At 62.1% G+C, this 25,564-nt stretch carries 30 protein-coding genes; 5 read left to right on the top strand and 25 right to left on the bottom strand.

The features are described from left to right. The 23 genes from ACSQ22_RS14665 to ACSQ22_RS14555 all read right to left on the bottom strand — a co-directional run bounded on the left by ACSQ22_RS14665 (position 1) and on the right by ACSQ22_RS14555 (position 16,358). Positions 1 to 993 carry a DNA-directed RNA polymerase subunit alpha gene (locus tag ACSQ22_RS14665; protein ID WP_008906514.1) on the bottom strand — a complete coding sequence of 331 codons (993 nt, stop codon included), beginning with the start codon at positions 991 to 993 and terminating at the stop codon, positions 1 to 3. Between the two features lie 112 nt (positions 994 to 1,105). Continuing rightward, complete coding sequence (rpsD, locus tag ACSQ22_RS14660) at positions 1,106 to 1,729, bottom strand: 30S ribosomal protein S4 (RefSeq protein ID WP_055395681.1); 624 nt, start codon at positions 1,727 to 1,729, stop codon at positions 1,106 to 1,108. Positions 1,730 to 1,819: 90 nt separating this feature from the next. After that, the gene (gene rpsK / locus ACSQ22_RS14655) at positions 1,820 to 2,224 is read right to left on the bottom strand and encodes a 30S ribosomal protein S11 (RefSeq protein WP_005793662.1); all 405 of its coding nucleotides are present in this window, start codon (positions 2,222 to 2,224) and stop codon (positions 1,820 to 1,822) included. A gap of 16 nt (positions 2,225 to 2,240) precedes the next feature. Next, the gene (gene rpsM / locus ACSQ22_RS14650; protein WP_008906516.1) at positions 2,241 to 2,606 is read right to left on the bottom strand and encodes a 30S ribosomal protein S13; all 366 of its coding nucleotides are present in this window, start codon (positions 2,604 to 2,606) and stop codon (positions 2,241 to 2,243) included. Between the two features lie 23 nt (positions 2,607 to 2,629). Further along, positions 2,630 to 2,743, bottom strand: a complete 114-nt coding sequence (gene rpmJ / locus ACSQ22_RS14645; RefSeq protein WP_005793651.1) for a 50S ribosomal protein L36 — start codon at positions 2,741 to 2,743, stop codon at positions 2,630 to 2,632. A gap of 145 nt (positions 2,744 to 2,888) precedes the next feature. Next, positions 2,889 to 4,208, bottom strand: a complete 1,320-nt coding sequence (gene secY / locus ACSQ22_RS14640) for a preprotein translocase subunit SecY (RefSeq protein WP_055395679.1) — start codon at positions 4,206 to 4,208, stop codon at positions 2,889 to 2,891. A gap of 24 nt (positions 4,209 to 4,232) precedes the next feature. Beyond that, on the bottom strand, positions 4,233 to 4,664 hold the full coding sequence (gene rplO / locus ACSQ22_RS14635) for a 50S ribosomal protein L15 (RefSeq protein ID WP_055395677.1): 432 nt from the start codon (positions 4,662 to 4,664) through the stop codon (positions 4,233 to 4,235). Between the two features lie 10 nt (positions 4,665 to 4,674). Next, positions 4,675 to 4,857 carry a 50S ribosomal protein L30 gene (rpmD, locus tag ACSQ22_RS14630; RefSeq protein WP_007861725.1) on the bottom strand — a complete coding sequence of 61 codons (183 nt, stop codon included), beginning with the start codon at positions 4,855 to 4,857 and terminating at the stop codon, positions 4,675 to 4,677. Positions 4,858 to 4,871: 14 nt separating this feature from the next. Then, positions 4,872 to 5,390: a 30S ribosomal protein S5 gene (rpsE, locus tag ACSQ22_RS14625; RefSeq protein WP_008906520.1), complete on the bottom strand. Its 519-nt coding sequence runs from the start codon at positions 5,388 to 5,390 to the stop codon at positions 4,872 to 4,874. 17 nt (positions 5,391 to 5,407) lie between these two features. Continuing rightward, positions 5,408 to 5,773, bottom strand: a complete 366-nt coding sequence (gene rplR / locus ACSQ22_RS14620; RefSeq protein WP_005793639.1) for a 50S ribosomal protein L18 — start codon at positions 5,771 to 5,773, stop codon at positions 5,408 to 5,410. A gap of 11 nt (positions 5,774 to 5,784) precedes the next feature. Next, complete coding sequence (rplF, locus tag ACSQ22_RS14615; protein ID WP_055395675.1) at positions 5,785 to 6,318, bottom strand: 50S ribosomal protein L6; 534 nt, start codon at positions 6,316 to 6,318, stop codon at positions 5,785 to 5,787. Positions 6,319 to 6,343: 25 nt separating this feature from the next. Next, the gene (gene rpsH / locus ACSQ22_RS14610) at positions 6,344 to 6,739 is read right to left on the bottom strand and encodes a 30S ribosomal protein S8 (protein ID WP_008906523.1); all 396 of its coding nucleotides are present in this window, start codon (positions 6,737 to 6,739) and stop codon (positions 6,344 to 6,346) included. A 20-nt stretch (positions 6,740 to 6,759) separates the two neighbouring features. Next, a complete protein-coding gene (gene rpsN, locus ACSQ22_RS14605; RefSeq protein WP_007861712.1) occupies positions 6,760 to 7,065 on the bottom strand; it encodes a 30S ribosomal protein S14 in 306 nt (101 codons plus the stop codon). An 8-nt stretch (positions 7,066 to 7,073) separates the two neighbouring features. After that, on the bottom strand, positions 7,074 to 7,613 hold the full coding sequence (gene rplE / locus ACSQ22_RS14600) for a 50S ribosomal protein L5 (protein WP_055395671.1): 540 nt from the start codon (positions 7,611 to 7,613) through the stop codon (positions 7,074 to 7,076). Between the two features lie 9 nt (positions 7,614 to 7,622). Continuing rightward, positions 7,623 to 7,943: a 50S ribosomal protein L24 gene (gene rplX, locus ACSQ22_RS14595; protein ID WP_055395669.1), complete on the bottom strand. Its 321-nt coding sequence runs from the start codon at positions 7,941 to 7,943 to the stop codon at positions 7,623 to 7,625. 9 nt (positions 7,944 to 7,952) lie between these two features. After that, complete coding sequence (gene rplN / locus ACSQ22_RS14590; RefSeq protein ID WP_007861702.1) at positions 7,953 to 8,321, bottom strand: 50S ribosomal protein L14; 369 nt, start codon at positions 8,319 to 8,321, stop codon at positions 7,953 to 7,955. Between the two features lie 195 nt (positions 8,322 to 8,516). Further along, on the bottom strand, positions 8,517 to 10,109 hold the full coding sequence (locus tag ACSQ22_RS14585; RefSeq protein WP_436130738.1) for an FAD-dependent oxidoreductase: 1,593 nt from the start codon (positions 10,107 to 10,109) through the stop codon (positions 8,517 to 8,519). 191 nt (positions 10,110 to 10,300) lie between these two features. Then, a complete protein-coding gene (locus ACSQ22_RS14580) occupies positions 10,301 to 12,034 on the bottom strand; it encodes an ABC transporter substrate-binding protein (protein WP_436130737.1) in 1,734 nt (577 codons plus the stop codon). Between the two features lie 135 nt (positions 12,035 to 12,169). After that, positions 12,170 to 12,478: a DUF2160 domain-containing protein gene (locus ACSQ22_RS14575; RefSeq protein WP_431151002.1), complete on the bottom strand. Its 309-nt coding sequence runs from the start codon at positions 12,476 to 12,478 to the stop codon at positions 12,170 to 12,172. Positions 12,479 to 12,490: 12 nt separating this feature from the next. After that, positions 12,491 to 13,303, bottom strand: coding sequence for a carbohydrate ABC transporter permease (locus ACSQ22_RS14570; RefSeq protein ID WP_055395662.1), 813 nt, complete (start codon positions 13,301 to 13,303; stop codon positions 12,491 to 12,493). Continuing rightward, complete coding sequence (locus ACSQ22_RS14565) at positions 13,296 to 14,192, bottom strand: carbohydrate ABC transporter permease (protein ID WP_100408926.1); 897 nt, start codon at positions 14,190 to 14,192, stop codon at positions 13,296 to 13,298. The genes ACSQ22_RS14570 and ACSQ22_RS14565 overlap by 8 nt, the downstream gene beginning before the upstream one ends. Continuing rightward, entirely contained in the window at positions 14,189 to 15,265 is a 1,077-nt protein-coding gene (locus tag ACSQ22_RS14560) for an ABC transporter ATP-binding protein (protein WP_436130736.1), read from the bottom strand. The genes ACSQ22_RS14565 and ACSQ22_RS14560 overlap by 4 nt, the downstream gene beginning before the upstream one ends. A gap of 1 nt (position 15,266) precedes the next feature. Beyond that, complete coding sequence (locus ACSQ22_RS14555) at positions 15,267 to 16,358, bottom strand: ABC transporter ATP-binding protein (protein WP_218301478.1); 1,092 nt, start codon at positions 16,356 to 16,358, stop codon at positions 15,267 to 15,269. Between the two features lie 191 nt (positions 16,359 to 16,549). Here ACSQ22_RS14555 and ACSQ22_RS14550 point away from each other — a divergent pair, with 191 nt between their 5' ends. The 4 genes from ACSQ22_RS14550 to ACSQ22_RS14535 all read left to right on the top strand — a co-directional run bounded on the left by ACSQ22_RS14550 (position 16,550) and on the right by ACSQ22_RS14535 (position 20,539). Next, positions 16,550 to 17,314 carry a DeoR/GlpR family DNA-binding transcription regulator gene (locus tag ACSQ22_RS14550; protein WP_055395745.1) on the top strand — a complete coding sequence of 255 codons (765 nt, stop codon included), beginning with the start codon at positions 16,550 to 16,552 and terminating at the stop codon, positions 17,312 to 17,314. 16 nt (positions 17,315 to 17,330) lie between these two features. Then, entirely contained in the window at positions 17,331 to 18,824 is a 1,494-nt protein-coding gene (gene glpK / locus ACSQ22_RS14545; protein ID WP_436130735.1) for a glycerol kinase GlpK, read from the top strand. Between the two features lie 191 nt (positions 18,825 to 19,015). Next, the gene (proC, locus tag ACSQ22_RS14540) at positions 19,016 to 19,861 is read left to right on the top strand and encodes a pyrroline-5-carboxylate reductase (protein ID WP_436130734.1); all 846 of its coding nucleotides are present in this window, start codon (positions 19,016 to 19,018) and stop codon (positions 19,859 to 19,861) included. 30 nt (positions 19,862 to 19,891) lie between these two features. Further along, complete coding sequence (locus tag ACSQ22_RS14535; protein WP_436130733.1) at positions 19,892 to 20,539, top strand: helix-turn-helix domain-containing protein; 648 nt, start codon at positions 19,892 to 19,894, stop codon at positions 20,537 to 20,539. Here ACSQ22_RS14535 and ACSQ22_RS14530 read toward each other — a convergent pair. Both ACSQ22_RS14530 and ubiA read right to left on the bottom strand, forming a co-directional pair. Next, positions 20,514 to 20,882, bottom strand: a complete 369-nt coding sequence (locus tag ACSQ22_RS14530; RefSeq protein WP_218301474.1) for a DUF1801 domain-containing protein — start codon at positions 20,880 to 20,882, stop codon at positions 20,514 to 20,516. The two genes, ACSQ22_RS14535 and ACSQ22_RS14530, sit on opposite strands and share 26 nt — an antisense overlap. A 140-nt stretch (positions 20,883 to 21,022) precedes the next feature. Then, positions 21,023 to 21,919, bottom strand: coding sequence for a 4-hydroxybenzoate octaprenyltransferase (ubiA, locus tag ACSQ22_RS14525; RefSeq protein ID WP_431151007.1), 897 nt, complete (start codon positions 21,917 to 21,919; stop codon positions 21,023 to 21,025). Positions 21,920 to 22,114: 195 nt separating this feature from the next. Here ubiA and ACSQ22_RS14520 point away from each other — a divergent pair, with 195 nt between their 5' ends. After that, positions 22,115 to 25,558 (top strand): response regulator, encoded by a 3,444-nt coding sequence (locus ACSQ22_RS14520; protein WP_436130732.1) that lies wholly within the window; start codon positions 22,115 to 22,117, stop codon positions 25,556 to 25,558. Positions 25,559 to 25,564 lie beyond the last annotated feature (6 nt).

The following is a 25,564-nucleotide window of genomic DNA, read 5'->3' as shown; positions in this document are numbered from 1 at the left end:
TTAACGCTTGTCCAAGCCAGCTGGTGGCCAGTTTTCCAGTTTCATGCCCAGCGTGAGACCACGCGATGCGAGCACTTCCTTGATCTCGTTGAGCGACTTGCGGCCCAGGTTAGGCGTCTTGAGCAGCTCGTTCTCGGTGCGCTGGATCAGGTCACCGATGTAGTAGATGTTCTCGGCCTTCAGACAGTTGGCGGAACGCACGGTCAGTTCCAGCTCGTCCACAGGACGCAGCAGGATCGGATCGAACGTGGCATTGCCGCGCGGGCCTGCCGGTGCGTCGAACGCAGCCAGTTCGCCACCTTCGAGCTGTGCGAACACAGCCAGCTGTTCCACCAGGATCTTGGCCGAGGCGCGCACAGCGTCTTCAGCGGTGATGGCACCGTTGGTTTCGATCTCGACCACCAGCTTGTCCAGGTCGGTACGCTGCTCCACGCGGGCGCTTTCCACGGTGTAGCTCACGCGCTTGACGGGCGAGAACGAAGCATCCAGCACGATGCGGCCGATCGACTTGGTCGATTCGTCGGCATAACGGCGCAGGCTGCCAGGCACGTAACCACGGCCCTTTTCCACCTTGATCTGCATGTCCAGCTTGCCGCCTGCCGACAGGTTGGCAATCACGTGATCGGGGTTGACGATCTCGACGTCATGGGGCGTCTGGATGTCGCGCGCGGTGACCACGCCTTCGCCATCCTTGCGCAGGCTCAGCGTGACTTCGTCGCGGTTGTGCAGCTTGAACACCACGCCCTTGAGGTTCAAGAGGATGTTGACCACATCTTCCTGAACGCCATCGATGGACGAGTACTCGTGCAGAACGCCTGCAATGGTGACTTCCGTCGCTGCGTAACCCACCATGGACGAGAGCAGGACGCGCCGGATGGCGTTGCCCAGCGTGTGGCCGTACCCACGCTCGAACGGCTCCAGTGCGACCTTGGCACGATTGTGGCCAAGCTGCTCGACATTGATCGCCTTGGGTTTCAGCAAATTGGTTTGCATTCAGACTTCCTCTCAATACCCCCAGCTCGTTACACCGGTAAGGCTGGTGAAGCGCCTAAACCGCGATGCCTCGCGGTTCAGGGACGGTTTTCTCGAAATATGTACCGAGCGATTAGCGCGAATACAACTCAACGATCAGGGATTCGTTGATGTCGGCGCCAAACTCATCACGGTCAGGCACCTTCTTGAAGATGCCTTCAGCCTTGTCGGCATTCACTTCCACCCAGGCAGGCATACCCACTTGTGCGGCCAGTTGCAGGGCTTCCACAACGCGGTTTTGCTTCTTCGACTTTTCGCGCACAGCCACAACGTCACCCGTCTTCACTAGGTAGGAAGCAATGTTCACGGACTTGCCGTTCACGGTAATCGCCTTGTGCGACACCAGCTGACGGGCTTCAGCGCGGGTCGAACCGAAACCCATGCGGTACACGACGTTGTCGAGGCGGGATTCCAGCAGGAACAGCAGGTTGGCGCCGGTATTGCCCTTCTTGCCTTCAGCGGCTTCGAAGTAACGGCGGAATTGCTTTTCCAGCACGCCGTACATGCGCTTGACCTTCTGCTTTTCGCGCAGTTGCAGACCGTAGTCAGAGGTACGGGCACCCGAGGTGCGGCCGTGCTGACCAGGCTTGGAATCGAACTTGGACTTGTCGGCGATCGAGCGACGGGCGCTCTTCAGGAACAGGTCCGTGCCTTCACGGCGGGAGAGTTTGGCCTTGGGGCCGAGGTAACGTGCCACTTGAGCTTCCTTTGTGTCATCTGCCGCAAACCATTGCGGGAGCCGCCTGAGGCGCTTGCGCGTTCACAGGCGGCGGTGGGCTTAGAGAGATTAGATACGACGACGCTTCTGAGGGCGGCAGCCGTTGTGCGGCACTGGCGTCACGTCAGAAATCGACGTGATACGGATGCCCAGGGCACCCAGTGCGCGGACCGAAGATTCACGGCCAGGACCGGGACCCTTGATTTCAACGTCAAGGTTCTTGATACCTTGATCGATGGCAGCGCGGCCGGCCACTTCCGAAGCCACTTGGGCTGCGAATGGGGTGGACTTGCGCGAACCCTTGAAACCTTGTCCACCGGACGATGCCCACGACAAGGCATTGCCTTGGCGATCGGTGATCGTGATGATGGTGTTGTTGAACGAGGCGTGCACGTGTGCAATACCGTCCGAAACGTTCTTCCGGACCTTCTTGCGAACGCGCTGAGCTGCGTTATTGGCAGGAGACTTAGCCATGATGATCTTTCAATCTTTATTTCTTCAGTGCAGCTGCACCCTTGCGCGGACCCTTGCGAGTGCGGGCATTGGTACGGGTGCGCTGACCACGCATTGGCAGACCGCGGCGATGGCGGAAGCCACGATAGCAGCCGATGTCCATCAAACGCTTGATGTTCATCGTGGTTTCGCGGCGCAGGTCACCCTCAATGGTGAACTGCTCGATTTGCTCGCGAATTTTTTCCAGATCGCCGTCCGTAAGATCTTTGATCTTCTTGGAGTAAGCGATACCAGTTGCTTCGCAAATCTTGCGAGCGCGGGTGCGACCAATGCCAAAAATGGCGGTCAAACCGATTTCCGCGTGCTTGTGCGGCGGAATGTTAATGCCAGCGATACGTGCCATATGCGTCCTCTAATACTTTCCAATCAACCTTGGCGCTGCTTGTGACGCAGATCCGTGCAGATCACGCGCACCACACCCTTGCGGCGGATGATCTTGCAGTTGCGGCAGATTTTTTTGACCGAAGCCGAAACTCTCATTGCATTCTCCTAAAACTTTTCCATCCGTCCCGGCTGCTTCGCACGGAACACAATTTGTGCCCGCGAAAAATCGTGGGGCGCCAACTCAACCGATATTCAGTTCCTTGCAGGCAGTGTCGCAAGTGCAGCACTGCCTTCCTCATCATCAACCGCCTGCGTTGCCCTTGAAATTGGCTTTCTTGAGCAGCGACTCATACTGTTGCGACATCATGTAGTTCTGAACCTGGGCCATGAAGTCCATGGTCACCACCACAATGATCAACAGCGAGGTTCCACCAAAGTAGAACGGAACGTTGTACTTCAAGATCAGGAACTCTGGCAGCAAGCACACAAAGGTGATGTACACAGCGCCTGCCAATGTCAGGCGCACCAGGATCTTGTCGATATAACGGGCCGTCTGTTCACCTGGGCGAATGCCTGGAATGAACGCACCGCTCTTCTTCAGGTTGTCTGCAGTTTCACGGCTGTTGAATACCAGAGCCGTGTAGAAAAAGCAGAAGAAGATGATGGCTGCAGCATAGAACATCACGTAGATGGGCTGACCAGGAGTCAACGCACCCGAGATATCCTTCAACCAGCGCATCGATTCACCTGCACTGAACCAGTTCACCACCGTTGCCGGCAGCAGAATGATCGACGAGGCAAAGATCGGAGGAATCACACCTGCCATGTTCAGCTTCAGGGGCAGGTGAGACGATTGGCCACCATAAACCTTGTTGCCTACTTGCCGGCGAGCGTAATTCACCAGTATCTTGCGCTGACCCCGCTCGACAAACACCACGAAGTAAGTCACCAGACCAACGACGAGGACGATGAAGATAGCGGCCAGAATGCTCATGGCACCCGTACGAACCAGCTCCAGAAGGCCACCGATCGAACTAGGCAAACCAGCGGCAATGCCCGCAAAGATCAGGATCGAGATCCCGTTCCCCAAACCACGCTCTGTGATCTGCTCACCCAGCCACATCAGGAACATCGTGCCAGCCGTCAAGCTGACCACAGCGGTCATGCGGAACCCGAAACCGGGGCTCAGGACCAAACCAGCAGAGCTTTCCAGCGCTACGGCAATTCCCAGCGACTGGAACAGGGCCAAGCCCAAGGTGCCATAGCGGGTGTACTGAGTGATCTTCCTGCGACCGGCTTCGCCTTCCTTTTTCAACTGCTCGAATGTGGGAACCACATAGGTCATCAGCTGCATGATGATCGACGCCGAAATGTACGGCATGATCCCCAGAGCGAAAACCGTGAAGCGCGACAGCGCACCACCGGAGAACATGTTGAACAGATTCAGGATGCCGCCTTGCTGGCCACTGAAGAGCTGCTGGAGTTGGGCTGGATCGATGCCTGGCACAGGGATATGAGCCCCAATGCGGTACACGACCAGCGCAAGCAACAGAAAAACCAGACGACGACGGAGGTCGCCGAATTTCCCGGTCTTTGCAATTTGAGCCGCGCTAGTAGCCACAGATGCCTTCCTTCAGAGCCACACTCAGGCGACGCTGCCGCCAGCAGCTTCAATCGCTGCTTTGGCACCAGCCGTAGCACCCACGCCATTGAGCTTGACAGCCTTGGTCAGGGAACCGCTCTTGATGACCTTCACCACCTTGGCCAATTCGCCAACCAGGCCTGCTTGCTTCAGAGCGAGGACATCCACTTCGGCCAAGCCGAGTTGATCCAATGCCGTCAGCGTCACTTCTGCGTTGAACTTGAGCAAGTGCGACTTGAAGCCACGCTTGGGCAAGCGGCGTTGCAAAGGCATTTGACCGCCTTCAAAACCAACCTTGTGGTAGCCACCGGCACGAGACTTCTGACCCTTGTGACCACGGCCAGCGGTCTTGCCCAGGCCGGAGCCGATACCACGGCCTACGCGGCGCTTGGCATGCTTGGCGCCGTCTGCGGGCTTGATGCTATTGAGTTCCATGATCTATCTCTCAGAGGACTTTGACCAGATAGCTGATCTTGTTAATCATGCCGCGCACTTCGGGCGAGTCCTGCAGTTCGCTCACGCTATTGAGCTTGCGCAGACCCAGGCCACGAACGGTGGCGCGGTGCGATTCCTTGGTGCCAATCGGGCTGCGCACCAGTTGAATCTTGACGGTTTGTTGCGTTGTCATTTTCAAGCTCCGGTTCAGGCGAAGATGTCTTCGACTGTCTTGCCGCGCTTGGCCGCCACATTCGACGGGGTGGTCGAATTGACGAGCGCGTCAAACGTTGCACGGACCATGTTGTAGGGATTGGACGAACCATGGCTCTTGGCCACGATGTCAGTCACACCCAACACTTCAAAAACTGCACGCATAGGGCCGCCAGCGATGATGCCGGTACCCTTTGGAGCAGGTGCCATCATCACAACAGCAGCGCCATGGTGGCCGGTCACATTGTGGTGGATGGTGCCGTTCTTCAACGAGACCTTGACCATGTTGCGACGAGCTTCTTCCATAGCCTTTTGCACAGCAGCTGGCACTTCTTTCGACTTGCCCTTGCCCATGCCCACGCGGCCATCACCGTCGCCAACCACCGTCAGTGCGGCGAAACCGAGAATACGGCCACCCTTCACGACTTTGGTCACGCGGTTGACCGCGATCATTTTTTCGCGCAGACCGTCGTCTTGACCTTCGTTCTGCACTTTGGGTTGAAATTTAGCCATTTTGTATTCCGCTCCGCTTAGAACTGCAAGCCAGCTTCACGGGCTGCGTCGGCCAAAGCCTTGACGCGACCGTGGTAAGCAAAGCCTGCGCGATCAAATGCAACCTTCTCGACACCTGCAGCCTTCGCCTTTTCAGCGATACGCTTGCCGATGATCTGGGCTGCAGCGGCATTGCCACCCTTGCCCGAACCGCCGAGCGACTTGCGCACGTCGGCTTCCGCCGTGGATGCACTTGCCAGCACCTTGCTGCCGTCGCCGGAGATCACACTGGCGTAGATATGGAGGTTCGTACGGTTCACCGTGAGACGTGCCACGCCTTGCTGTGCAATGCGGATGCGGGTCTGGCGCGAACGACGAAGACGCTGCTCTTTCTTGGTCAACATGTTGCAGCTCCTTATTTCTTCTTGGTCTCTTTGATCGTGATCTTTTCGTCCGCGTAGCGGATACCCTTGCCCTTGTAGGGCTCAGGTGGACGAACAGCACGAATCTCAGCAGCGATCTGACCGACACGCTGACGATCTGCACCCTTGATCACCACTTCCGTGGGCGTCGGGGTGGCAACCGTGATGCCTGCGGGCATTTCGATATTGACCGGATGCGAATAGCCAACAGCCAGATTCAGCTTGGAGCCTGAGGCAGCGGCTTTGTAGCCCACACCGACCAGGCTCAGCTTCTTTTCAAAGCCTTTGCTGACACCGACCACCATGTTGTTGACCAACTGGCGAATCGTGCCGCTCATGGCATTGGCTTCGCGGGATTCGTTAGCAGGCTCAAAGCTGAGCTTGCCGTCATTGCTGGACACTTTCACCAGCGCGTTTTGCGCCAGCGATAGAGCGCCACCAGTACCCTTGACAGAGATCTGGTCATCTTTCACGGACACATCCACGCCTGCGGGGATGGTCACGGGCATTTTTCCTACTCGGGACATTTCAGTTTCTCCTCAATGCCGCGGGTTAGGCCACGTAGCAGAGCACTTCGCCACCGACACCGGTAGCACGCGCCTTGCGATCAGTCATCACGCCCTTGGGCGTCGTGACAATTGCCACACCCAGACCGTTCATGACTTGTGGAATGGAATCACGGCCTTTGTAGACACGCAGGCCAGGGCGGCTGACGCGCTCAATGCGCTCAATCACGGGGCGACCTGCGTAGTACTTCAGGGCAATTTCGAGTTCCGACTTGCCGGCTTCGGTTTTCACCTGGAAGCCGTCGATATAACCTTCGTCCTTCAGCACCTGGGCGATGGCAATCTTCACTTTGGAAGAAGGCACCAGAACCGTGGCCTTGGCGACCATCTGTGCATTACGGATGCGGGTCAGCAAGTCAGCGATGGGATCACTCATGCTCATGTTTAATCTCTCCTGCCTGCTTACCAGCTGGCTTTGGTGACACCGGGGATGTCGCCTGCAAAAGCCAGTTCGCGGATCTTGGCGCGAGCCAGACCGAATTGACGGAAGGTGCCACGTGGACGACCAGTGATTTCGCAACGGTTGCGCTGACGCGTCGGGTTGGCGTTGCGAGGGAGCTTTTGCAGGCCCAGGCGGGCTGCATCGCGCTCTTCGTCGCTGCGCTTGGCATCGCCAGCGATTGCCTTGAGTTCCGCATACTTGGTTGCGTACTTGGCTGCCAGTTTTTCGCGCTTCAGTTCGCGTTGGATCAAAGCTACTTTAGCCATGCTTCGCCTCAGTTCTTGAACGGGAAACGGAAACCAGCGAGAAGCGCCTTGGCTTCTTCGTCGGACTTGGCCGTCGTGGTGATGCTGATGTTGAGACCGCGCAAGGCATCGACCTTGTCGTACTCAATTTCAGGGAAGATGATCTGTTCTTTGACGCCGATGTTGTAGTTGCCACGACCGTCGAACGCGCGACCAGAGATACCACGGAAGTCACGAACGCGAGGCAGAGCCACGGTCACGAAACGGTCCAGGAACTCATACATCTGCACGCCACGCAGCGTGACCATGCAACCAATGGCCTGGCCTTCGCGGATCTTGAAACCAGCGATAGCCTTCTTGGCCTTGGTCACCACAGGCTTTTGACCAGCAATCTTGGTCAGGTCAGCCACAGCGTTGTCCATCACCTTCTTGTCCGAGACTGCCTCGCTCACGCCCATGTTCAGCGTGATCTTGGTCAGACGGGGAACCTGCATCGGCGAGGTGTAGCCGAACTGTTTGGCAAGTTCGGGAGCGATCTTGTCGCGGTAAATTTCTTGGAGTCGTGCCATGTTTACCCCTTAGGCCGCCTTGATTTCAGCACCGCTGGACTTGAACACGCGAATGCGCGAACCGTCAGCCTGCACCTTGATGCCCACGCGATCAGCCTTGCCCGTAGCGGCATTGAAGATGGCCACGTTGGACTGATGAATTGGCATGGACTTTTCAACGATGCCGCCCGTCGTACCCTTCATGGGGTTTGGCTTGGCGTGCTTCTTGACCAGATTGATGCCATCGATGACCACGTAGGAGTCATCCTTGCGCAGCGACACCGTGCCGCGCTTGCCCTTGTCACGGCCGGTCAGCACGATGACTTCGTCGCCCTTGCGAATCTTGTTCATGGCGCGTCCTTAGAGAACTTCAGGAGCCAGAGACACGATCTTCATGAACTTCTCGGTACGCAGTTCACGCGTCACGGGTCCAAAGATACGGGTGCCGATAGGCTCCAACTTTGCATTCAGCAACACTGCGGCGTTGCCATCGAATTTGACGAGCGAACCATCGCCGCGACGAATACCCTTCGCCGTGCGAACCACCACTGCACTGTAAACCTCGCCTTTTTTGACGCGGCCACGTGGAGCGGCTTCTTTGATGCTCACCTTGATGATGTCGCCAACGCTTGCATAGCGACGCTTCGAGCCACCCAGCACCTTGATGCAAAGGACGGACTTGGCGCCGGTATTGTCGGCAACCTCTAACCGAGATTCTGTCTGGATCATTTCAATATTCCCAACTTGCACCAGAAGACAACAGCCCCAGAGAACTTCTCAAGGGCTGCAAATCAGCCAGTCAGTCTTGGGCCCGTCGTCCGCACCGCAAACCATTTGCAGCACTTCCCGCTGGGCAGAAACTTCACGTAGGAAACGCGAAGCCCTCGATTATTGCAAAAGACTTTTACGAAGTCAAGCGCCCCATCAGGCCGGAACCTGCAAATACTGTTGCGCCAGCTCCAAAAAGGCATCCAGGTGGGGGTCGGCACCCAGCTCCGCACGCAGGATGTCAGCGACCGCTGGGGCTAGCTCGATGGCCTTGCGGGCATCGAGGAACAATAACCGGGAGCGGCGGGCCAACACATCCTCTACCGTGCAGGCGTATTCGTAGCGGGCGGCAAAGCGCACCATGGCTTCTGTCAGCCCCCCACCAAGATCGGTGTGCGCACCGGCAATGTCCCGGACAACCGCCGCCTCGCTCCCGTAGGAGTGCAGTCCCTGGGCATCACTGATGCGATGTTGAACAGCCCCTTCAGGGGTTCCCACCAAGGGCAAATGATTGGTCACACCCGACGGCTTTTCCGGCAGCAGGCCCGTGGTGAAGCATTTTTGCAACACATCTTCAGCCATAGCGCGGTAGGTGGTCCATTTGCCTCCCGTCACGGTGATCAGGCCACTGCGACTGGCGAGCACGGTGTGCTCGCGGCTGATTTTCTTGGTGTTGTCACCATCGTCGTCCTGCGGCTTCACCAGCGGGCGCAGGCCCACCCAGATACTCCGGATGTCTTCCACCTTGGGCGCACGGGTGAGGTAGCGCGCCGATTCGTCCAGGATGAACCGGACCTCTTCCCGGAAAGGCTGCGGCTCACGCACGATGTCCTGGCGCGGACTGTCGGTGGTCCCGAGAATGAGCTTTCCCAGCCACGGCACGGCAAAAAGGACCCGGCCATCGGCCGTCTTGGGAACCATCAACGCATGGTCGGACGGAAGAAACTCCCGATCCACCACGATATGCACCCCCTGGCTGGGCGCCACAATGGGCTTGACGGGGCGGCCTATGGCCTCTCCGTCCATCTGGCGCAGGGCATCCACCCATACGCCGGTGGCATTCACAACCGTACGCGCGCGCACGGTGAACTGCTGGCCACTGTCTGCGTCTTCACACACAAAGCCTGCAACCTTGCCAGCTTCGTGAATCAACGACCGCGCAGGGCAGTAGTTGACCACCAGGGCGCCCAGGCTGGCAGCCGTTCGCGCCAAGGCCAAGGCCAGACGGGCGTCATCAAACTGTCCGTCCCAGTACTTGACGCCACCCTTGAGGCCTTCGGGGCGGGCCGTGGGCAGGCACTCCAATGTGCGTGCGCGCCCCATGAATTCGGTGGCGCCCAAACCAGCCTTCCCAGCCAAAGCATCGTACATCTTGAGGCCTATACCGTAAAACGGCGTCTCCCAATAGTGGTATGACGGCATCACAAACGGCAGGGGTTGCGCCAAGTGGGGCGCGTTGTGAAGCAAGGTAGTGCGCTCATGCAACGCCTCGCGCACCAGTGCGATGTTGCCTTGCGCCAGGTAACGAACACCGCCGTGTACCAATTTGGTCGCCCGGGACGAGGTTCCCTTGGCGAAGTCATGCGAGTCCACCAAGACCACGCTGAACCCTCGGGCCGCCGCATCCAGCGCCACCCCCAGGCCTGTAGCCCCACCGCCAATCACCGCCAGGTCATAGTGGTGAGGCTGGGCCAAACGCGCCAAGAGGTCGGCACGCCGTGTGGGAAGGGGAGCGGAGGCAGTAGTCATGGGGTGATTGTCCATGGGCGAAGCAAAAAATAAGGGTTTACCCTTGAATTTTTGTCACTTCGGGGGAAGATCCGGCCCCAGGCCTCCAAAGGCACTGGGGACGGTCTTGAATGAAAAGGCAGCCAGAGACCTTATGAGCCACGGCTGCCTGAAGCATCGTCACAGTAAGCAGGACGGCGGGTTAAACAGGCTTACCGCGCCCTGCCATCCTTCCAGGCCTGCAACAAGGTGCCGTACGCAATCGTCTGACCCTTTGGCTTCTCATTGGCCAACTTGGCCCACGGCGCTTGCTTGTCGCTCAGCCACTTGGCGGTGTCGCTCTTGGGGTTGAGCTTGGGAGCGCAATGGGCCATCCCAGCGCGTTCCAGACGGGCCATCACCTGGTCCATCTCGTCGGCCAGCGTGTCCATGGCGCCTTGGGGCGTCTTTTCACCCGTCACGGCCTGGGCTACGTTCTTCCACCAGAGCTGGGCCAGCTTGGGGTAGTCAGGCACATTGGTGCCAGTGGGCGACCACGCCACACGGGCTGGGCTGCGGTAGAACTCCACCAGACCACCCAGCTTGGGCGCCATGTCGGTCATGGCCTTGGACTGGATGTCGGATTCGCGGATCGGGGTCAGGCCCACCATGGTCTTCTTCAGCGACGTGGTCTTGGCCGTCACGAACTGTGCGTAGAGCCAGGCGGCTGCCGTCTTGTTGGCATCGTGGTCCTTGAAGAAGGTCCAGCTGCCCACGTCCTGGTAGCCGTTTTGCATGCCTTGCTTCCAGTAGGGGCCGTTGGGGCCAGGGGCCATGCGCCACTTGGGCGTGCCGTCGGCATTCACCACGGGCAGGCCGGGCTTGGTCATGTCGGCCGTGAAGGCGGTGTACCAGAAGATCTGCTGCGCGATCTGGCCCTGGGCGGGCACGGGGCCGGCCTCGCCAAAGGTCATGCCCGTGGCTTCCTTGGGCGCGTATTTCTTCATCCAGTCCACGTACTTGGTGAGGGCGTAGACGGCTGCGGGCGAGTTGGTCGCACCGCCACGGGCCACGCTGGCGCCCACGGGCGTGCACTTGTCGTCGGCCACGCGGATGCCCCATTCGTCAATCGGCAGGCCATTGGGCGCGCCGATGTCGGCCGTACCCGCCATGGACAGCCAGGCATCGGTGAAGCGCCAGCCCAGCGACGGGTCCTTCTTGCCGTAGTCCATGTGACCATAGATCGGCTTGCCATCGATCTGCTTCACATCGTTGGTGAAGAACTCGGCGATGTCCTCGTAAGCCGACCAGTTCAGCGGCACGCCCAGGTCGTAGCCGTACTTGGCCTTGAACTTGTCTTTGATGTCCTTGCGGTCGAACAAATCGGCACGGAACCAGTACAGGTTGGCAAACTGCTGGTCAGGCAGCTGGTACATCTTTCCATCGGGGCCGGTCGTGAACTTGGTACCGATGTAGTCCTTGAGGTCGATGCCGGGGTTGGTCCATTCCTTGCCCGCAGCGCCCATGTAGTCGGTCAGGTTCAGGATCTTGCCGTAGCGGTAGTGCGTGCCGATCAGGTCCGAGTCCGAGATCCAGCCGTCATAGATGGACTTGCCCGACTGCATGGAGGTCTGCAGCTTCTCGACCACGTCGCCTTCCTGGATCAGGTCGTGCTTGACTTTGATGCCGGTGATTTCCTCGAACGCCTTGGCCAGCGTCTTGGATTCGTATTCGTGGGTGGTGATGGTTTCAGACACCACCGAGATTTCCTTCACCCCCTTGGCCTGGAGTTTTTTGGCTGCGTCGATGAACCACTTCATCTCGGCCATCTGCTGGTCTTTATTCAGCGTGGATGGCTGGAATTCGCTGTCGATCCACTTCTTGGCCTCGGCCTCGCCGGCCCAGGCAGCCTGCCCCATCGCCAGAGCCGCGGCGGCGAAAGCGATCGCCTTGAACTGCATCTTCATTGCTGTCTCCTCTCAGATTGAGACCCCCATTGGTAGACCGGCACCAACCCGGGGGGGAACCAGGCCAGGCCTTCGACACTACAAAAACAATAGCTACAAATGCTTACCCATCAAGCGCAAACGGCCATTTTTTCCTTAACCCTTGCGCATGATCAGCGCCAGCAGCGCCATCGACACCACAAAGCTGATCCAGATCGACGGGTCGCCCTGCAGGCTGAACCACTGGGCCAGCTTGCCGCTGACGCCCACAAAGATCAGGTTCACGTAGGCGGCCGACAGCAGCCCGATAAAGAGCCGGTCGCCGCGTGTGGTCTCCAGGGGCAGGAAACCCTTGCGCATGGTCGTGGGCGACTTGATCTCCCACACCGCCATGCCCACCAGCATCAGCACGATGCACGTAAAGAACACTGCCACCGGCAGCGTCCAGGCCATCCAGTCAAACATGTCGCTGCCTCCTCAAACCCGCCCCATCGCAAAGCCTTTTGCGATGTAGTGGCGAACAAACCAGATCACGATGGCACCCGGCACGATGGTCAGCACCCCCGCCGCCGCCAGCGTCGCCCAGTCCATGCCCGAGGCACTCACGGTGCGCGTCATGGTGGCCACGATGGGCTTGGCGTTCACGCTGGTCAGCGTGCGGGCCAGCAGCAGCTCCACCCAGCTGAACATGAAGCAGAAGAACGCCGCCACGCCCACACCGGCCTTGATCAGCGGCAGGAAGATGGTCATGAAAAAGCGCGGAAAGCTGTAGCCATCGATGTAGGCCGTCTCGTCGATCTCGCGCGGGATGCCACTCATGAAACCTTCCAGAATCCACACCGCCAGCGGCACGTTGAACAACAGATGGGCCAGCGCCACGGCAATGTGCGTGTCCATCAGCCCCACGGTGGTGTAGAGCTGGAAGAACGGCAGCAAGAACACGGCCGGGGGTGTCATGCGGTTGGTCAGCAGCCAGAAGAACACATGCTTGTCGCCCATGAACTGGTAACGGCTGAACGCATAGGCCGCGGGCAGCGCCACCGTGAGCGAGATCACCGTGTTGATCGCCACATAGATCAGGCTGTTGATGTAGCCCGAGTACCACGACGCATCGGTGAAGATGGTCTTGTAGTTGGCCCAGGTGAAGTTCTGCGGGAAGAACGAGAAGCTCGACAGGATCTCCTCATTCGTCTTGAAGCTCATGTTGACCATCCAGTAGATGGGCAACAGCGCGAACAGCAGGTATGCGATCAGGAACAGCGTGCGCTTCTGGAAACGTTTTTCATTCATGGCCGGCTCCTTCGTCGCTGACGGTGCCCACGCGCTGCATCCAGTTGTAGAGGATGAAACACAGCAGCAGGATGATGAAGAAATAGATCAGCGAGAAGGCGGCCGCAGGGCCCAGGTCGAACTGGCCGACCGCCTTGGTCGTGAGGTACTGGCTGAGGAACGTGGTGGCATTGCCCGGCCCGCCCCCCGTGAGCACGAAGGGCTCTGTGTAGATCATGAAACTGTCCATGAAGCGCAGCAGCACCGCAATCATCAGCACGCCGCGCATCTTGGGCAGCTGGATGTAGCGGAACACCGCGAACTTGCTTGCACCGTCGATGCGGGCTGCCTGGTAATACGCGTCGGGGATGGAACGCAACCCGGCAAAGGCCAGCAACGCGACCAGCGGCGTCCAGTGCCACACATCCATCAGCAGCACCGTGAGCCACGCCTGCGTGGCGTTGCCGGTGTAGCTGTATTCAATGCCCATCTCCTGCAACATCCGGCCCATCAGGCCAATATCGGCACGGCCATAGATCTGCCAGATGGTGCCCACCACGTTCCAGGGGATCAACAGCGACAGCGCCACCACCACCAGCACGGCGGACGACTTCCAGCCCTGCGCGGGCATGGACAGCGCCAGCAGGATGCCCAGCGGAATCTCCACCGCCAACACAGCCAGCGAGAAGGTGATCTGCCGCCACAAGGCCGCGTGCAGCTCCTCATCGCGCATCACAGCGGCAAACCATTCAGTGCCCACAAACACGCGGCGCTCGGGGCTGATGATGTCCTGCACCGAGTAGTTCACCACTGTCATCAATGGAAGAATGGCCGAGAAGGCCACGCAGATGATGACCGGCAGGATCAGGAACCAGGCCTTCTGGTTCACGGGCTTGGTCGTCGTGCTCATGCCAAAAGCTCCTCATTCTGGTAGTAGCAGGTGTGCTCACCCAGCACCTGCAGCCACACCGTGTCGCCCGCCGAGGGCAGTCGCGTCTCGGGGCTGAAGCGGGCCTTGAGCGTGTGCTCGCCCACCTTCGCGGTCAACATCAGGTAGGTGCCGATGTCCTGCACTTGCGCCACCGTGCAGGCAATGGCGCCGGGTTGCTCTGCCGATGCCAGCGCCAAGTATTCGGGCCGAATACCCACCTGCACCGGGCCCGTTGGCAAAGTACGTCCCACAGGGGCGTGCACGCGGTGGCCGACGATGCTGAGCTGGCCCGCGTCCACCTGCGCGGGCAAAAAGTTCATGCCTGGGGAGCCAATGAAATGCCCCACAAACACATGCTGGGGCCGCTCGAACAGCGCATCGGCCGAGCCCACCTGCACAGCGCGGCCACGCGTCATGACCACCACCTGGTCCGCAAAGGTCAATGCCTCGACCTGGTCGTGCGTCACGTAGATCAGTGTGAGCTTGAGCTCGTGGTGGATCTGCTTGAGCTTGCGCCGCAGTTGCCACTTGAGGTGCGGGTCGATCACCGTGAGCGGCTCGTCGAACAGCACCGCCGCCACATCGGCGCGCACCAGGCCACGGCCCAGTGAAATCTTCTGTTTCTGGTCTGCCGACAGCCCTGCGGCCCGCAGGTTCAGCTGATGGCTCATCTCCAGCATCTCGGCAATCACGCCCACGCGCTGCTTGATCTGCGCCTCGGGCACCTTGCGGTTCTTCAGCGGAAACGCCAGATTCTCGGCCACCGTCATGGTGTCGTAGATCACCGGGAACTGGAACACCTGTGCAATGTTGCGCTCCTGCGGGCTGGCACGGGTCACGTCGCGGCCATCAAACAGCACCTTGCCGTGCGAAGGCACGAGCAGACCCGACATGATGTTGAGCATGGTGGTCTTGCCGCAGCCCGAAGGACCCAACAACGCATAGGCACCGCCATCCTCGAACTCCATCTTGAGGGGCAGCAGCGCGTAGTCGCTGTCCTGCTGCGGGTTCGGCTTGTACGAATGCGCCAAATCCAGACTGATGCGGGCCATCTCAACGCCCTCCTTGTACAGCGTTCGGGCGCGCGGGCGCCCATGCCAGTCGGCCGTCAGCACCAAACACATAGGCCTGGGCCGGGTCCAGGTGCAGCGTGATGGGCGTGCCCAGTTCAAAGTAATGCACCCCGGTCAACTGCGCCACCAGGTCGCCCCAGGGCGTGGCCGCGTGCACAAAGGTGTCCGAGCCCGAAATTTCGGCCAGCTCGACCACTCCGCCCACGCTGATGTCGCCCGGGCGAGCCACCACGCGCAGCGCACTGGCGCGCACACCCACCGTGAGCCCTGCCGCCGTGGCCACACCTTGGGACAGGGGCACGGCCAGTTCTGCGCCGCCCTCCAAGCGCACACCCCCTGGGACCGCCGATGCGGCAATGAGATTCATGGGCGGGTCGCTGAAGGCACGCGCCACACGCAGCGAGTTGGGCGCATGGAACACCTCGGCCGTGGGGCCGTACTGCAGCAACTGGCCTTCGTCCAGCACCGCCGTATAGCCGCCCAGCAGCAGGGCCTCGCCCGGCTCGGTGGTGGCATACACCACGGTGGATTGACCGGCGGCAAACAACTGAGTCAGCTCTTCGCGCAATTCTTCGCGCAGCTTGTAGTCCAGGTTCACCAGGGGTTCGTCCAGCAACATCAGCGGCGCGCCCTTGGCCAGAGCACGGGCCAGTGCCACGCGCTGCTGCTGGCCGCCCGACAGCTCGGCGGGGTAGCGGTCCAGGAACATGTCGATGTGCAGGCGGCTCGCGATCTCCCGCACCCGGGCGTCGATGTTCTTTTCGCCGCGCAGCTTGAGGGGCGACGCAATATTGGCCGCCACCTTCATCGAGGGGTAGTTGATGAACTGCTGGTACACCATGGCCACGTTGCGGTCGCGCACGGGCATGCCGGTCACGTCCACGCCATCCACCATCACGCGCCCGGCCGTGGGCGTATCGAGCCCCGCCATAATGCGCATCAGGCTGGTCTTGCCCGCCTGCGTGGCGCCCAGCAGCACCGTGACGGCGCCGCTGTGCAGCGCCAGGCTCATGTCGTGGAGCCAAGTCTGCGGCCCTACCTTCTTGCTGATGCTGTCCAGTGCCAGCTGCATCACGCAACCTTTCTAATGGCCCCCTGGGGGCTGTGTGGATCTGGCTTTCTGCTGCGCACGCAGCAAAGTGCCTCGTTTTCGATTGCGTTCATTTTTGTTCTTTTTTGATCGTATCGAATCAAGGTTTACCCTTAATGAGTTCCTTTTTGTTCGATTTAAAGTATCTCCACCCCATAAGCTGATTGATTCGCGTGAATACGAACCCCCGACAACTGCTGCTTCTCGAAGAAGTCCGCGCGCGCAAATCCGCCACGGTGGAACAACTGGCAGACACCCTGGGCGTGACCCTGCAGACCGTGCGACGTGACGTGCAGCGCCTGGCCGAGTCCGGCCTGCTCACGCGCTTTCATGGTGGCGTGCGCGTGCCCAGCTCCACGGTGGAAAACCTGGCCCACACCCAGCGCGAGACACTGCACGCCGAAGGCAAGGCCCGCATCGCGCGCGCCGTGGCCGAACAAGTGCCCAACGACTGCTCGCTGATCCTGAACATCGGCACCACTACCGAGGCCATCGCCAAGGCCCTGCTGCACCACCGCGGCCTGCGCGTGATCACCAACAACCTGAACGTGGCCGCCATCCTGAGCGGCAACCCCGAGTGCGAGGTCATCGTGGCCGGCGGCGTGGTGCGCGCCCGCGACCGGGGCATCGTGGGCGAAGCGGCGGTGGACTTCATCCGCCAGTTCAAGGTGGACATTGCGCTCATCGGCATCTCGGGCATCGAGCCCGATGGCTCCCTGCGCGACTTCGACTACCGCGAAGTGAAGGTGGCGCAAACCATCATCGAACACGCACGCGAGGTCTGGCTGGCGGCCGACTTCAGCAAGTTCAACCGCCCAGCCATGGTGCAACTGGCCACACTGGCGCAAATCGACCGCCTGTTCACCGACGCGCCGCCGCCGGAGCCGTTTCCGGCGTTGCTGCAAGACGCCGAAGTCGTTTGCACTGTGGCCGCTTGATCACCTGACATTCACCATGACCTACCTGCTCGCCCTCGACCAAGGCACCTCCAGCTCCCGCAGCATCGTTTTCGACGAAGGCGGCCACATCGTGGCGCAGGCCCAGTTGGAGCTGCCGCAGATCTACCCCCAGCCCGGCTGGGTGGAGCACGACCCGCTGGAGATCTGGCGCACCCAGCTCGCCACCGCACGCGATGCGCTGGCCAAGGCGGGCATTGCCGCGAGCGCCGTGCGCGCCGTGGGCATCACCAACCAGCGCGAAACCACGGTGCTATGGAACCGCCAAACCGGCCAGCCCGTGCACCACGCCATCGTGTGGCAAGACCGGCGTGCCGAGCCCGCCTGCGCCCAGTTGCGCGAGCAAGGCCATGCCGCCACCATCCAGGCCAAGACGGGCCTGCTGGTGGATGCCTACTTCTCCGGCACCAAGCTGCAGTGGCTGCTGGACCATGTGCCCGGCGCGCGCGACGCGGCGGAGCGCGGTGAGTTGGCCTTTGGCACGGTGGACAGCTGGCTGATGTGGAAGCTGACCCACGGCAAGGTGCATGTGACGGATGTAAGCAACGCCTCGCGCACCATGCTGTTCAATGTGCACACCAACCAGTGGGACGACGAGCTGCTGGCGCTGCTGCGCATTCCCAAGGCGCTGATGCCCGAGGTACTGCCATCCAGCGCCCACTTTGGCGACATCGCGGCCGACCTGCTGGGCCACAGCATCCGCATCGGCGGCGTGGCGGGCGACCAGCAAAGCGCGCTTTTCGGCCAGGCCTGCTTCACCGCCGGCATGGCCAAGAACACCTACGGCACGGGCTGCTTCATGCTCATGCACACAGGCGGCACGTTCCAGACCTCGCAAAACGGCCTGCTCACCACCAGTGCGGCGCAGGCGACGGCATACCCTGAATTTGCGATGGAAGGCAGTGTGTTTGTCGGCGGCGCGGTGGTGCAGTGGCTGCGCGACGGCCTGCGCGCCATCTCCACCAGCAACGAAGTCGAATCGCTGGCGCAGAGCGTGCCCGATTCAGGCGGCGTGATGATGGTGCCCGCCTTCACCGGCCTGGGCGCTCCGTACTGGAAACCCGACTCGCGCGGCACCATCACGGGCCTCACACGCGGCACCACACTGGGCCACATCGCCCGCGCGGCGCTGGAGAGCATTGCCTACCAGAGCGCCGCCCTGCTGCTGGCCATGAGCCGCGACGCCGTGGCCGCCGGCGGTGCGCCCGTGAGCGAACTGCGCGTGGACGGCGGCGCCTGCATCAACGACCTGCTGATGCAGTTCCAGGCCGACCTGCTGGGCATTCCGGTGGTACGGCCTGCCGTCATCGAGACCACGGCGCTCGGGGCCGCGTACTTGGCCGGGCTGTCGAGCGGCGTGTACCGCAGCACGGATGAACTCTCGCGGCTGTGGCGCGCCGACCGCCGCTTTGTGCCCACGCTCAGCAGCTCGCGTGCGCAGGAGCTGATGGCGAACTGGGAACACGCCGTTCGCCAAACAGTAGCTGAGTAGCTCCCCCTGAGGCGCTGCGCGCCTTCCCCCTCTCTGCTTCGCTTTGCTCGCGGAGGGAGACGCTCCCAGCGCGGCGGGGCGGCCCTTGCGCGGGAGCATTGGCTTTGGCCACGCCGGTTGCACGAGTCTTCGAGCAACTCATAGGTCTAGCGGCGCTACCATCGGCTCTCCCTTTCCAGCCTGCCCGCAAAATGACCTCCCCCGCTCCAGCCACAGCAAACTCATCCCTTCCCACCATCGCCTTCATCGGCGGCGGCAACATGGCCAGCGCCATCATCGGCGGGCTGATCCGCCAGGGCCACCCGGCCAGCCAGATCGAGGTGGTCGAACCCTGGGCCGATGCGCGCGCTGCGCTGCAAAAGAACTACGGGATCGAAGCCCAGCCTGAAGCGGGCCCTGCCCTGCAGCGCGCCCGCATCGTGGTGTGGGCCGTCAAGCCCCAGACCTTCAAAGATGCCGCCGCGCAGGCAAAAGCCCACACGCAACAGGCCTTGCACCTGAGCGTGGCCGCCGGCATCCGCTCCGACAGCATTGCCCAATGGCTCTCCACCGAGCGCATCGTGCGCACCATGCCCAACACGCCAGCGCTGGTGGGCAAGGGCATGAGCGCGCTGTACGCCCGCCCTGCCGTGGACGCGGCCGAACGCGCACAAGTCGAAGCCATCATGGCGTCCACCGGCGAGTTCCTTTGGGTGGAGTCTGAAAAGCAGCTTGACGCCGTCACCGCCCTGTCGGGCTCTGGCCCCGCCTACGTTTTCTACTTCCTGGAAGCCATGACACGCGCGGGCACCGACATGGGCCTGACCGAGCAGCAGGCGCACCAGTTGGCCGTGGGCACATTTGTCGGCGCATCAGAACTGGCGCGCCGTTCCGACGAAGCGCCCGCCGTACTGCGCCAGCGGGTCACGTCCAAGGGCGGCACGACCTATGCTGCCTTGCAGTCCATGGAATCGGCCGGCGTCGCTGCTGCCTTTGAACGCGCCATGGAGGCCGCACGCCAGCGCGCCGATGAACTGGGGAATGAATTCGGGGGGTAGTGCACTGAGTCAGTGCAATCGGTGCTCTCCATGCCCCAGCTCCTGCAGCCCTTTGAAGCCTGGCACCACACATCGGCCTCGGCCGACAGCACGGTGGTGGTTCCTGATGGGTGCCGTGACCTGATCCTGCATGCCCTCCCCCACCAGCCGCCCACCTGGTTTGTGACCGACCTGGCAGACACCACCTACACCGTGCCGGGCATGGTGGGCGAGCGCTACTGGGGATTTCGCATGCAGCCGGGCGCGCAGGTGGATGCCAAGCGCCTGCTGGCCTTGTTGCACAAACGCTCCATGAACGACGCCCACGATGCCCTGCCCCTGCTGCACGACTGCATGGTGCTGGATGCGCGGGTGGCCGATGCGCTGCAAATCCTGGCGCGCCACAGCCAGGTGGCCCAGGCAGCGCGGCAACTGGGCGTGTCGGAGCGCACCCTGCAGCGGCTGGTGCAGGTCGCCACCGGGCGCCCCCCGGCTTATTGGAAGTGCCTGGCCCGCGTGCGCCGTGCTGCGCAGGCGCTGCCGGAGGCACCCTCGCTCGCGGAGTGCGCAGCGGACCATGGCTACACCGACCAGGCCCACATGACCCGCGAATTTGGGCGCTGGTTGGGCCGCACGCCCGCAGCAGTGGTGGCCTCGCCCCAGTGGCAGGCGGCTATTGGCGCTTCGGGCTATTGCTGAGGGAGCACGCCAATCCCAGGTAGTGGGCCACCTGCTTGGCAGCCAGGTCTTCTGGCGTGTGCAGTTTGATGTGCCTGCGCTGTTTGCCAGCGCCCTCCAGCACCTTGAATTCGTCCGCCAGCTGGGCGCCATCACCGAACTCCAGCGACACATGCTGGGTGTACGCAAACAGGCCGCAAAAAGACGCTGGTGCCGAAAAGAGGATGCCGCCATATTTGACCTCCTCGCGCACATCCGGCCCCAGGGCAAGAACAAGGGCGCGGGCGCCCTGCAGCACGCTGTATTGATCTGGATGGCGCTGCCGGATGTCCTGCAGCAGTTTATGGACGCGGTCTTCAGCCATGGATGAAGGGGAGCGAGAATGGGTTTGAATGAAAGCTGCAGGCGGGCTCGCGGCTTCCAATCAATGTAGCGAATGGCGTGGAAACCGGCTTGTAAAAACCCGCCACAACCATCACAGACAATCCCGGCCGCGCGCCGTAGTCAGCCCGTCAGCCCCAGCCACCGCAGCAGATAGCTGCCCGCAATGCCGGCAAACACCGTGGCGCCCAGCCAGTGGTTGACGCGGAACGCCTTGAAACACCCTTCGCGCGAGCGGGTCCGGATCAGCGTAAAGTGCCACAGCACCTGCGCCAGCGCAACGGCAATTGCTATATAAAATATAGCATTCAGTGCATATGGATAAAGCGCTAGGGCCCAAATAGACAAAAAAAGCAGATAGAACGCCACGATGGCCGGCACATCCCAGCGCCCCAGCGTGATGGCCGAGGTCTTGATGCCGATCTTGAGGTCGTCATCCCGGTCCACCATGGCGTATTCGGTGTCGTAGGCCAGCACCCAGAACAGGTTGCCCAGCCACATCCACCAGGCCACGGCGGGCACGCTGCCCTGCACGGCGGCAAAAGCAATGACGATGCCGAAATTGAACGCAATGCCCAGCACCGCCTGGGGCATGGAGATGATGCGTTTGGTGAACGGGTAGGCAATGGCCACCAGCACGGCGGGCACCGACCAGGCGATGGCGGCGGTGTTGGTGGTGAGCACCAGGCCAAACGACACCAGCGCCAGCACCGCGCCCAGGCCCAGCGCCTCCTTCACCGACACCGCACCGGTCGTGACGGGCCGCTGCGCCGTGCGTTTGACGTGTTTGTCAAAGTCGCGGTCGGCCACGTCGTTCACGCAGCAGCCCGCACTGCGCATGAGGAAGGTGCCCAGCACAAACACCACCAGCAGGTGCCAGCCCGGAAAGCCGTCGGCTGCAATCCACAGCGCGCTCAGCGTCGGCCACAGGCACACCAGCCAGCCGGCGGGGCGGTCCCAGCGGATCAGGTCGAGATAGAGCGAAAAACGGCTGCGGGGGGAAACAGGGGACGACGACATGATGGGACCATTACAAGAACAGGCTCAGCAGCAAGACGCTGCGGCGGGTGGCGGGCCACGGGCGCACAGAATGTAGCAGCAGCGCCGCGACCGGGACACGCATCACGAGGCCAGGTAACCGCCCCAGCGCGCGCAAAAAACCCGTTAAAGTCTCCGCTCGTTCCCCCAACGCACCGCCCTCTGGGGCACCAACGCATGCCCCATACATCGACCTCCCAGGCCGCCACGCGTTTTGCCGTCCCCCGCGGAATGCTGGTGGGATTTGTGATTGCTGCCCTCGCCACGGTGCTGATCGCGCTGGTGAACTTCCGCACCGCCCAGGTGCGCGCGCACGCGGTGGAAGCCATGGACGAGACCACGGTGACCATGCGCCACCTCAACTTGTTCGTGTCTTCGCTGAAAGACGCCGAGACCGGGCAACGCGGCTATCTGCTGACAGGGGACGACACTTATCTGCAGCCCTACAACCTGTCCCTGGGCGCCATGGAGCGCAACATGGCGCGCCTCAAGGAGCTGACGGACGACAGCGCCGTGCAGCGCCGCCTGGTGCTGCAGATCGACGACCTGCGCCACGAAAAACTGCGCGAGCTGGGCGAGACCATTGAACTGCGCCGCTCGAAGGGCCAGGAAGCCGCCGTGGCCGTGACCCGCAGTGATGCCGGCCGGGTGCTGATGGACCGCATCCGCGACCTGGCGTCGGACCTGTCCACACTGCTGAACCAGCAGCTGGAAAACGAACGCAAGCAATGGGTGGAGGCGGCGGCCATGTCCACCTACTACTCCTGGGGCGGATCGTTCGTGCTGCTGGTGCTCATCTGCCTGTCGGCCGCCGCCAATGCGCGGGAGTACCGCCTCAAGGCCCAGCAGTCGTGGGTGGCGGCCGGCCTCAACGGGCTGAGCCAACGCATCCAGGGAGACCACCGGCTGGAGGACCTGGGCCAGCTCACGCTCGAATACCTGGCGCAATACCTGCGCGCGGCCGTGGGGGCAGGCTATGTGGCCGACTGCAACGGCGCACTCACCTTGTTTGGTGGCTACGCCCTGCCCCGCGAACGGCTGGAGCAGCGTCTGCTGCCCGGCGAAGGCTTGGTGGGCCAGGTCGCGCGCTCGCGCCAGATGCTGCATGTGCGCGATGTGCCCGCCGGGCACCTGATGGTGTCGTCCAGCACCGGCCAGTCCGCGCCAACCGAGCTGCTGCTGGCGCCCGCCATCGAGAACGGCGAAGTGTTTGCCGTGATCGAGCTGGGCTTTCATCGCCCGCTGACCGAGCCTGAGCGCACCCTGATGGAACGCGCCTCGGGCATTCTGGCGGTGGCGATCCGCGCTGGGATTGACCGTAACCGCCTGGAAGCCTTGCTGGAAGAAATCCAGCGCCAGTCCGAAGAGCTGCAGACCCAGCAAGAAGAGCTGCGTGTGAGCAACGAGGAGCTGGAGCAGCAAAGCCGCATCCTGCAAGAGTCGCAGGCCCAGATGGAGGTGCAGCAGACCGAGCTGGAGCAGACCAACGCCCACCTGGAGGCGCAGACCCAGCAGCTGGAATACCAGCGCGAGCAACTGCTGCGCGCCCAAAGCGCCATGACGGACAAGGCGCGCGAACTGGAGCTGGCCAGCCAGTACAAGAGCGAGTTCCTGGCCAACATGAGCCACGAGCTGCGCACACCGCTCAACTCCACGCTGATCCTCGCCAAACTGCTGTCCGACAACAAGCCGGGCAACCTGAGCGCCGAGCAGGTGAAGTACGCGCAGACCATTTACGCGGCGGGCAACGACCTGCTGGCACTCATCAACGACATCCTCGACCTGTCCAAGATCGAGGCCGGCCAGGCCACCGTGTCGGTGGAAACGGTGACGCTGTCCAAGGCCCTGCAAACCCTGATCGACCCGCTGCGCCCGCTGGCGCAAGAAAAGGGCCTGACGTTCACTGCCACCGTCGCGCCCGACGCACCCGCCACGCTGGACACCGACCCGCAGCGCCTGGGGCAGGTGCTCAAGAACCTGCTGTCCAACGCGCTCAAGTTCACCGAGAAAGGATCGGTGGCGCTGCATGTGTCGCGCAACCCGGACGACACCCTGTCGTTTGCCGTCAAGGACACCGGCATCGGCATTCCGGCGCACCAGCAGGAGCTGATTTTCGAAGCCTTCCGCCAGGCCGATGGCAGCACCCACCGCAAGTACGGCGGCACGGGCCTGGGCCTGTCGATCTCGCGCGATCTGGCGCAGCTGCTGGGTGGGTCCATCCACGTGCACAGCACGCCGGGCGAGGGCAGCGTCTTCACCCTGGTCCTGCCCCAGAAGCTGGTGCCTTCGTCGCCTGAAGCTGAATCCGCAATGCCGCTGGCGGCGCCTGCGCCAGCCCACGCGACGGCACCGGTCGTCGCACCGGCTCCTTCGGCCCCCGCGTTGCCACCCGTGGCGGCCCCCACCGCACCCGCAGCCCCGCGCCGCGCGAGCGCGCGCAGCATTCTGGTGATTGAGGACGACGTGCGCTTTGCGCAGATCCTGAGCGACCTGGCCGGTGAGATGGACTTTGACTGCCACCTGGCCCACAACGCGGCGGATGGCTTGGCGTATGCGATACACAGCCTGCCCAGCGCCATCGTGCTGGACGTGAACCTGCCCGACTTCTCGGGCCTGGGCGTGCTCGACCAGCTCAAGCGCAACCCGGCCACGCGCCACATTCCGGTGCACGTGGTCTCGGTGGCCGACTACTCGCAAGAGGCCCTGGGCCGGGGCGCCGTGGGCTATGCCCTTAAGCCCGTCAAGCGCGACGAACTGGTGCATGCCCTGCAGCGGCTGGAAGCCAAGTTCACCCAGAACCTGCGGCGCGTGCTGGTGGTGGAAGACGACGAACGCCAGCGCGAGAGCGTGCGCCACCTGCTCACCAACGACGACGTGGAGATCGTGGGCGCAGGCACGGCGGCCGAGGCGCTGGCGCACCTGCGCGGCTCCACCTTCGACTGCATGGTGATGGACCTGAACCTGCCCGACCTGAGCGGCTACGAATTGCTGCAGCAGATGACAGAGCAGGATGGCGTCTCCTTCCCGCCCGTCATCGTGTACACGGGCCGTGCCCTGTCGCGCGACGAGGAGCAGCAGCTGCGCCGATTCTCCAAGTCCATCATCATCAAGGACGCCCGCTCCCCCGAGCGGCTGCTCGACGAGGTCACGCTGTTCCTGCACCAGGTGGAGTCGGAGCTGTCGGCAGAGCACCGCCAGATGCTGCAGTTGGCCCGCAACCGCGAGACTGCCCTGGAAGGCCGCAACGTGCTGGTGGTGGAAGACGATGTGCGCAACGTGTTTGCGCTCTCCAGCATCCTGGAGCCCACCGGCATCCGCGTGGAGATCGCGCGCAACGGCCTGGAGGCCCTGCAGGCGCTGGAGCGCGCCGGCAGCGGCGGCCACCCTGCGATTGACCTGGTGCTGATGGACATCATGATGCCGGAGATGGACGGCTACACCGCCATGCGCGAGATCCGCAACCGCCCCGAGTGGCGCCGCCTGCCCATCATCGCGCTGACCGCCAAGGCCATGAAGGACGATCAGGAAAAATGCCTGGCCGCCGGGGCCAATGACTACATCGCCAAACCGCTGGACGTGGAGAAGCTGCTGTCCCTGGTGCGGGTGTGGATGCCCAAGTAGGCCCCG

The sequence above is a fragment of the Acidovorax sp. LjRoot38 genome (assembly GCF_964252975.1).
Classification (GTDB): domain Bacteria; phylum Pseudomonadota; class Gammaproteobacteria; order Burkholderiales; family Burkholderiaceae_C; genus Acidovorax; species Acidovorax facilis.
The sequence above is the reverse complement of the archived record's forward strand: the minus strand, read 5'-3'. Positions and strand labels throughout refer to the sequence as shown.

What these genes read in the sequence shown, in the direction of transcription:
- ACSQ22_RS14665 (WP_008906514.1), bottom strand. Translation starts at nt 993, where the DNA reads ATGCAAACCAATTTGCTGAAACCCAAGGCGATCAATGTCGAGCAGCTT.
- rpsK (WP_005793662.1), bottom strand. Translation starts at nt 2,224, where the DNA reads ATGGCTAAGTCTCCTGCCAATAACGCAGCTCAGCGCGTTCGCAAGAAG.
- rpsM (WP_008906516.1), bottom strand. Translation starts at nt 2,606, where the DNA reads ATGGCACGTATCGCTGGCATTAACATTCCGCCGCACAAGCACGCGGAA.
- rpmJ (WP_005793651.1), bottom strand. Translation starts at nt 2,743, where the DNA reads ATGAGAGTTTCGGCTTCGGTCAAAAAAATCTGCCGCAACTGCAAGATC.
- rplO (WP_055395677.1), bottom strand. Translation starts at nt 4,664, where the DNA reads ATGGAACTCAATAGCATCAAGCCCGCAGACGGCGCCAAGCATGCCAAG.
- rpmD (WP_007861725.1), bottom strand. Translation starts at nt 4,857, where the DNA reads ATGACAACGCAACAAACCGTCAAGATTCAACTGGTGCGCAGCCCGATT.
- rpsE (WP_008906520.1), bottom strand. Translation starts at nt 5,390, where the DNA reads ATGGCTAAATTTCAACCCAAAGTGCAGAACGAAGGTCAAGACGACGGT.
- rplR (WP_005793639.1), bottom strand. Translation starts at nt 5,773, where the DNA reads ATGTTGACCAAGAAAGAGCAGCGTCTTCGTCGTTCGCGCCAGACCCGC.
- rplF (WP_055395675.1), bottom strand. Translation starts at nt 6,318, where the DNA reads ATGTCCCGAGTAGGAAAAATGCCCGTGACCATCCCCGCAGGCGTGGAT.
- rpsH (WP_008906523.1), bottom strand. Translation starts at nt 6,739, where the DNA reads ATGAGCATGAGTGATCCCATCGCTGACTTGCTGACCCGCATCCGTAAT.
- rpsN (WP_007861712.1), bottom strand. Translation starts at nt 7,065, where the DNA reads ATGGCTAAAGTAGCTTTGATCCAACGCGAACTGAAGCGCGAAAAACTG.
- rplE (WP_055395671.1), bottom strand. Translation starts at nt 7,613, where the DNA reads ATGGCACGACTCCAAGAAATTTACCGCGACAAGATCGCTCCCGAACTT.
- rplX (WP_055395669.1), bottom strand. Translation starts at nt 7,943, where the DNA reads ATGAACAAGATTCGCAAGGGCGACGAAGTCATCGTGCTGACCGGCCGT.
- rplN (WP_007861702.1), bottom strand. Translation starts at nt 8,321, where the DNA reads ATGATCCAGACAGAATCTCGGTTAGAGGTTGCCGACAATACCGGCGCC.
- ACSQ22_RS14585 (WP_436130738.1), bottom strand. Translation starts at nt 10,109, where the DNA reads ATGACTACTGCCTCCGCTCCCCTTCCCACACGGCGTGCCGACCTCTTG.
- ACSQ22_RS14580 (WP_436130737.1), bottom strand. Translation starts at nt 12,034, where the DNA reads ATGAAGATGCAGTTCAAGGCGATCGCTTTCGCCGCCGCGGCTCTGGCG.
- ACSQ22_RS14575 (WP_431151002.1), bottom strand. Translation starts at nt 12,478, where the DNA reads ATGTTTGACTGGATGGCCTGGACGCTGCCGGTGGCAGTGTTCTTTACG.
- ACSQ22_RS14570 (WP_055395662.1), bottom strand. Translation starts at nt 13,303, where the DNA reads ATGAATGAAAAACGTTTCCAGAAGCGCACGCTGTTCCTGATCGCATAC.
- ACSQ22_RS14565 (WP_100408926.1), bottom strand. Translation starts at nt 14,192, where the DNA reads ATGAGCACGACGACCAAGCCCGTGAACCAGAAGGCCTGGTTCCTGATC.
- ACSQ22_RS14560 (WP_436130736.1), bottom strand. Translation starts at nt 15,265, where the DNA reads ATGGCCCGCATCAGTCTGGATTTGGCGCATTCGTACAAGCCGAACCCG.
- ACSQ22_RS14555 (WP_218301478.1), bottom strand. Translation starts at nt 16,358, where the DNA reads ATGCAGCTGGCACTGGACAGCATCAGCAAGAAGGTAGGGCCGCAGACT.
- glpK (WP_436130735.1), top strand. Translation starts at nt 17,331, where the DNA reads ATGACCTACCTGCTCGCCCTCGACCAAGGCACCTCCAGCTCCCGCAGC.
- proC (WP_436130734.1), top strand. Translation starts at nt 19,016, where the DNA reads ATGACCTCCCCCGCTCCAGCCACAGCAAACTCATCCCTTCCCACCATC.
- ACSQ22_RS14535 (WP_436130733.1), top strand. Translation starts at nt 19,892, where the DNA reads ATGCCCCAGCTCCTGCAGCCCTTTGAAGCCTGGCACCACACATCGGCC.
- ACSQ22_RS14530 (WP_218301474.1), bottom strand. Translation starts at nt 20,882, where the DNA reads ATGGCTGAAGACCGCGTCCATAAACTGCTGCAGGACATCCGGCAGCGC.
- ubiA (WP_431151007.1), bottom strand. Translation starts at nt 21,919, where the DNA reads ATGTCGTCGTCCCCTGTTTCCCCCCGCAGCCGTTTTTCGCTCTATCTC.
- ACSQ22_RS14520 (WP_436130732.1), top strand. Translation starts at nt 22,115, where the DNA reads ATGCCCCATACATCGACCTCCCAGGCCGCCACGCGTTTTGCCGTCCCC.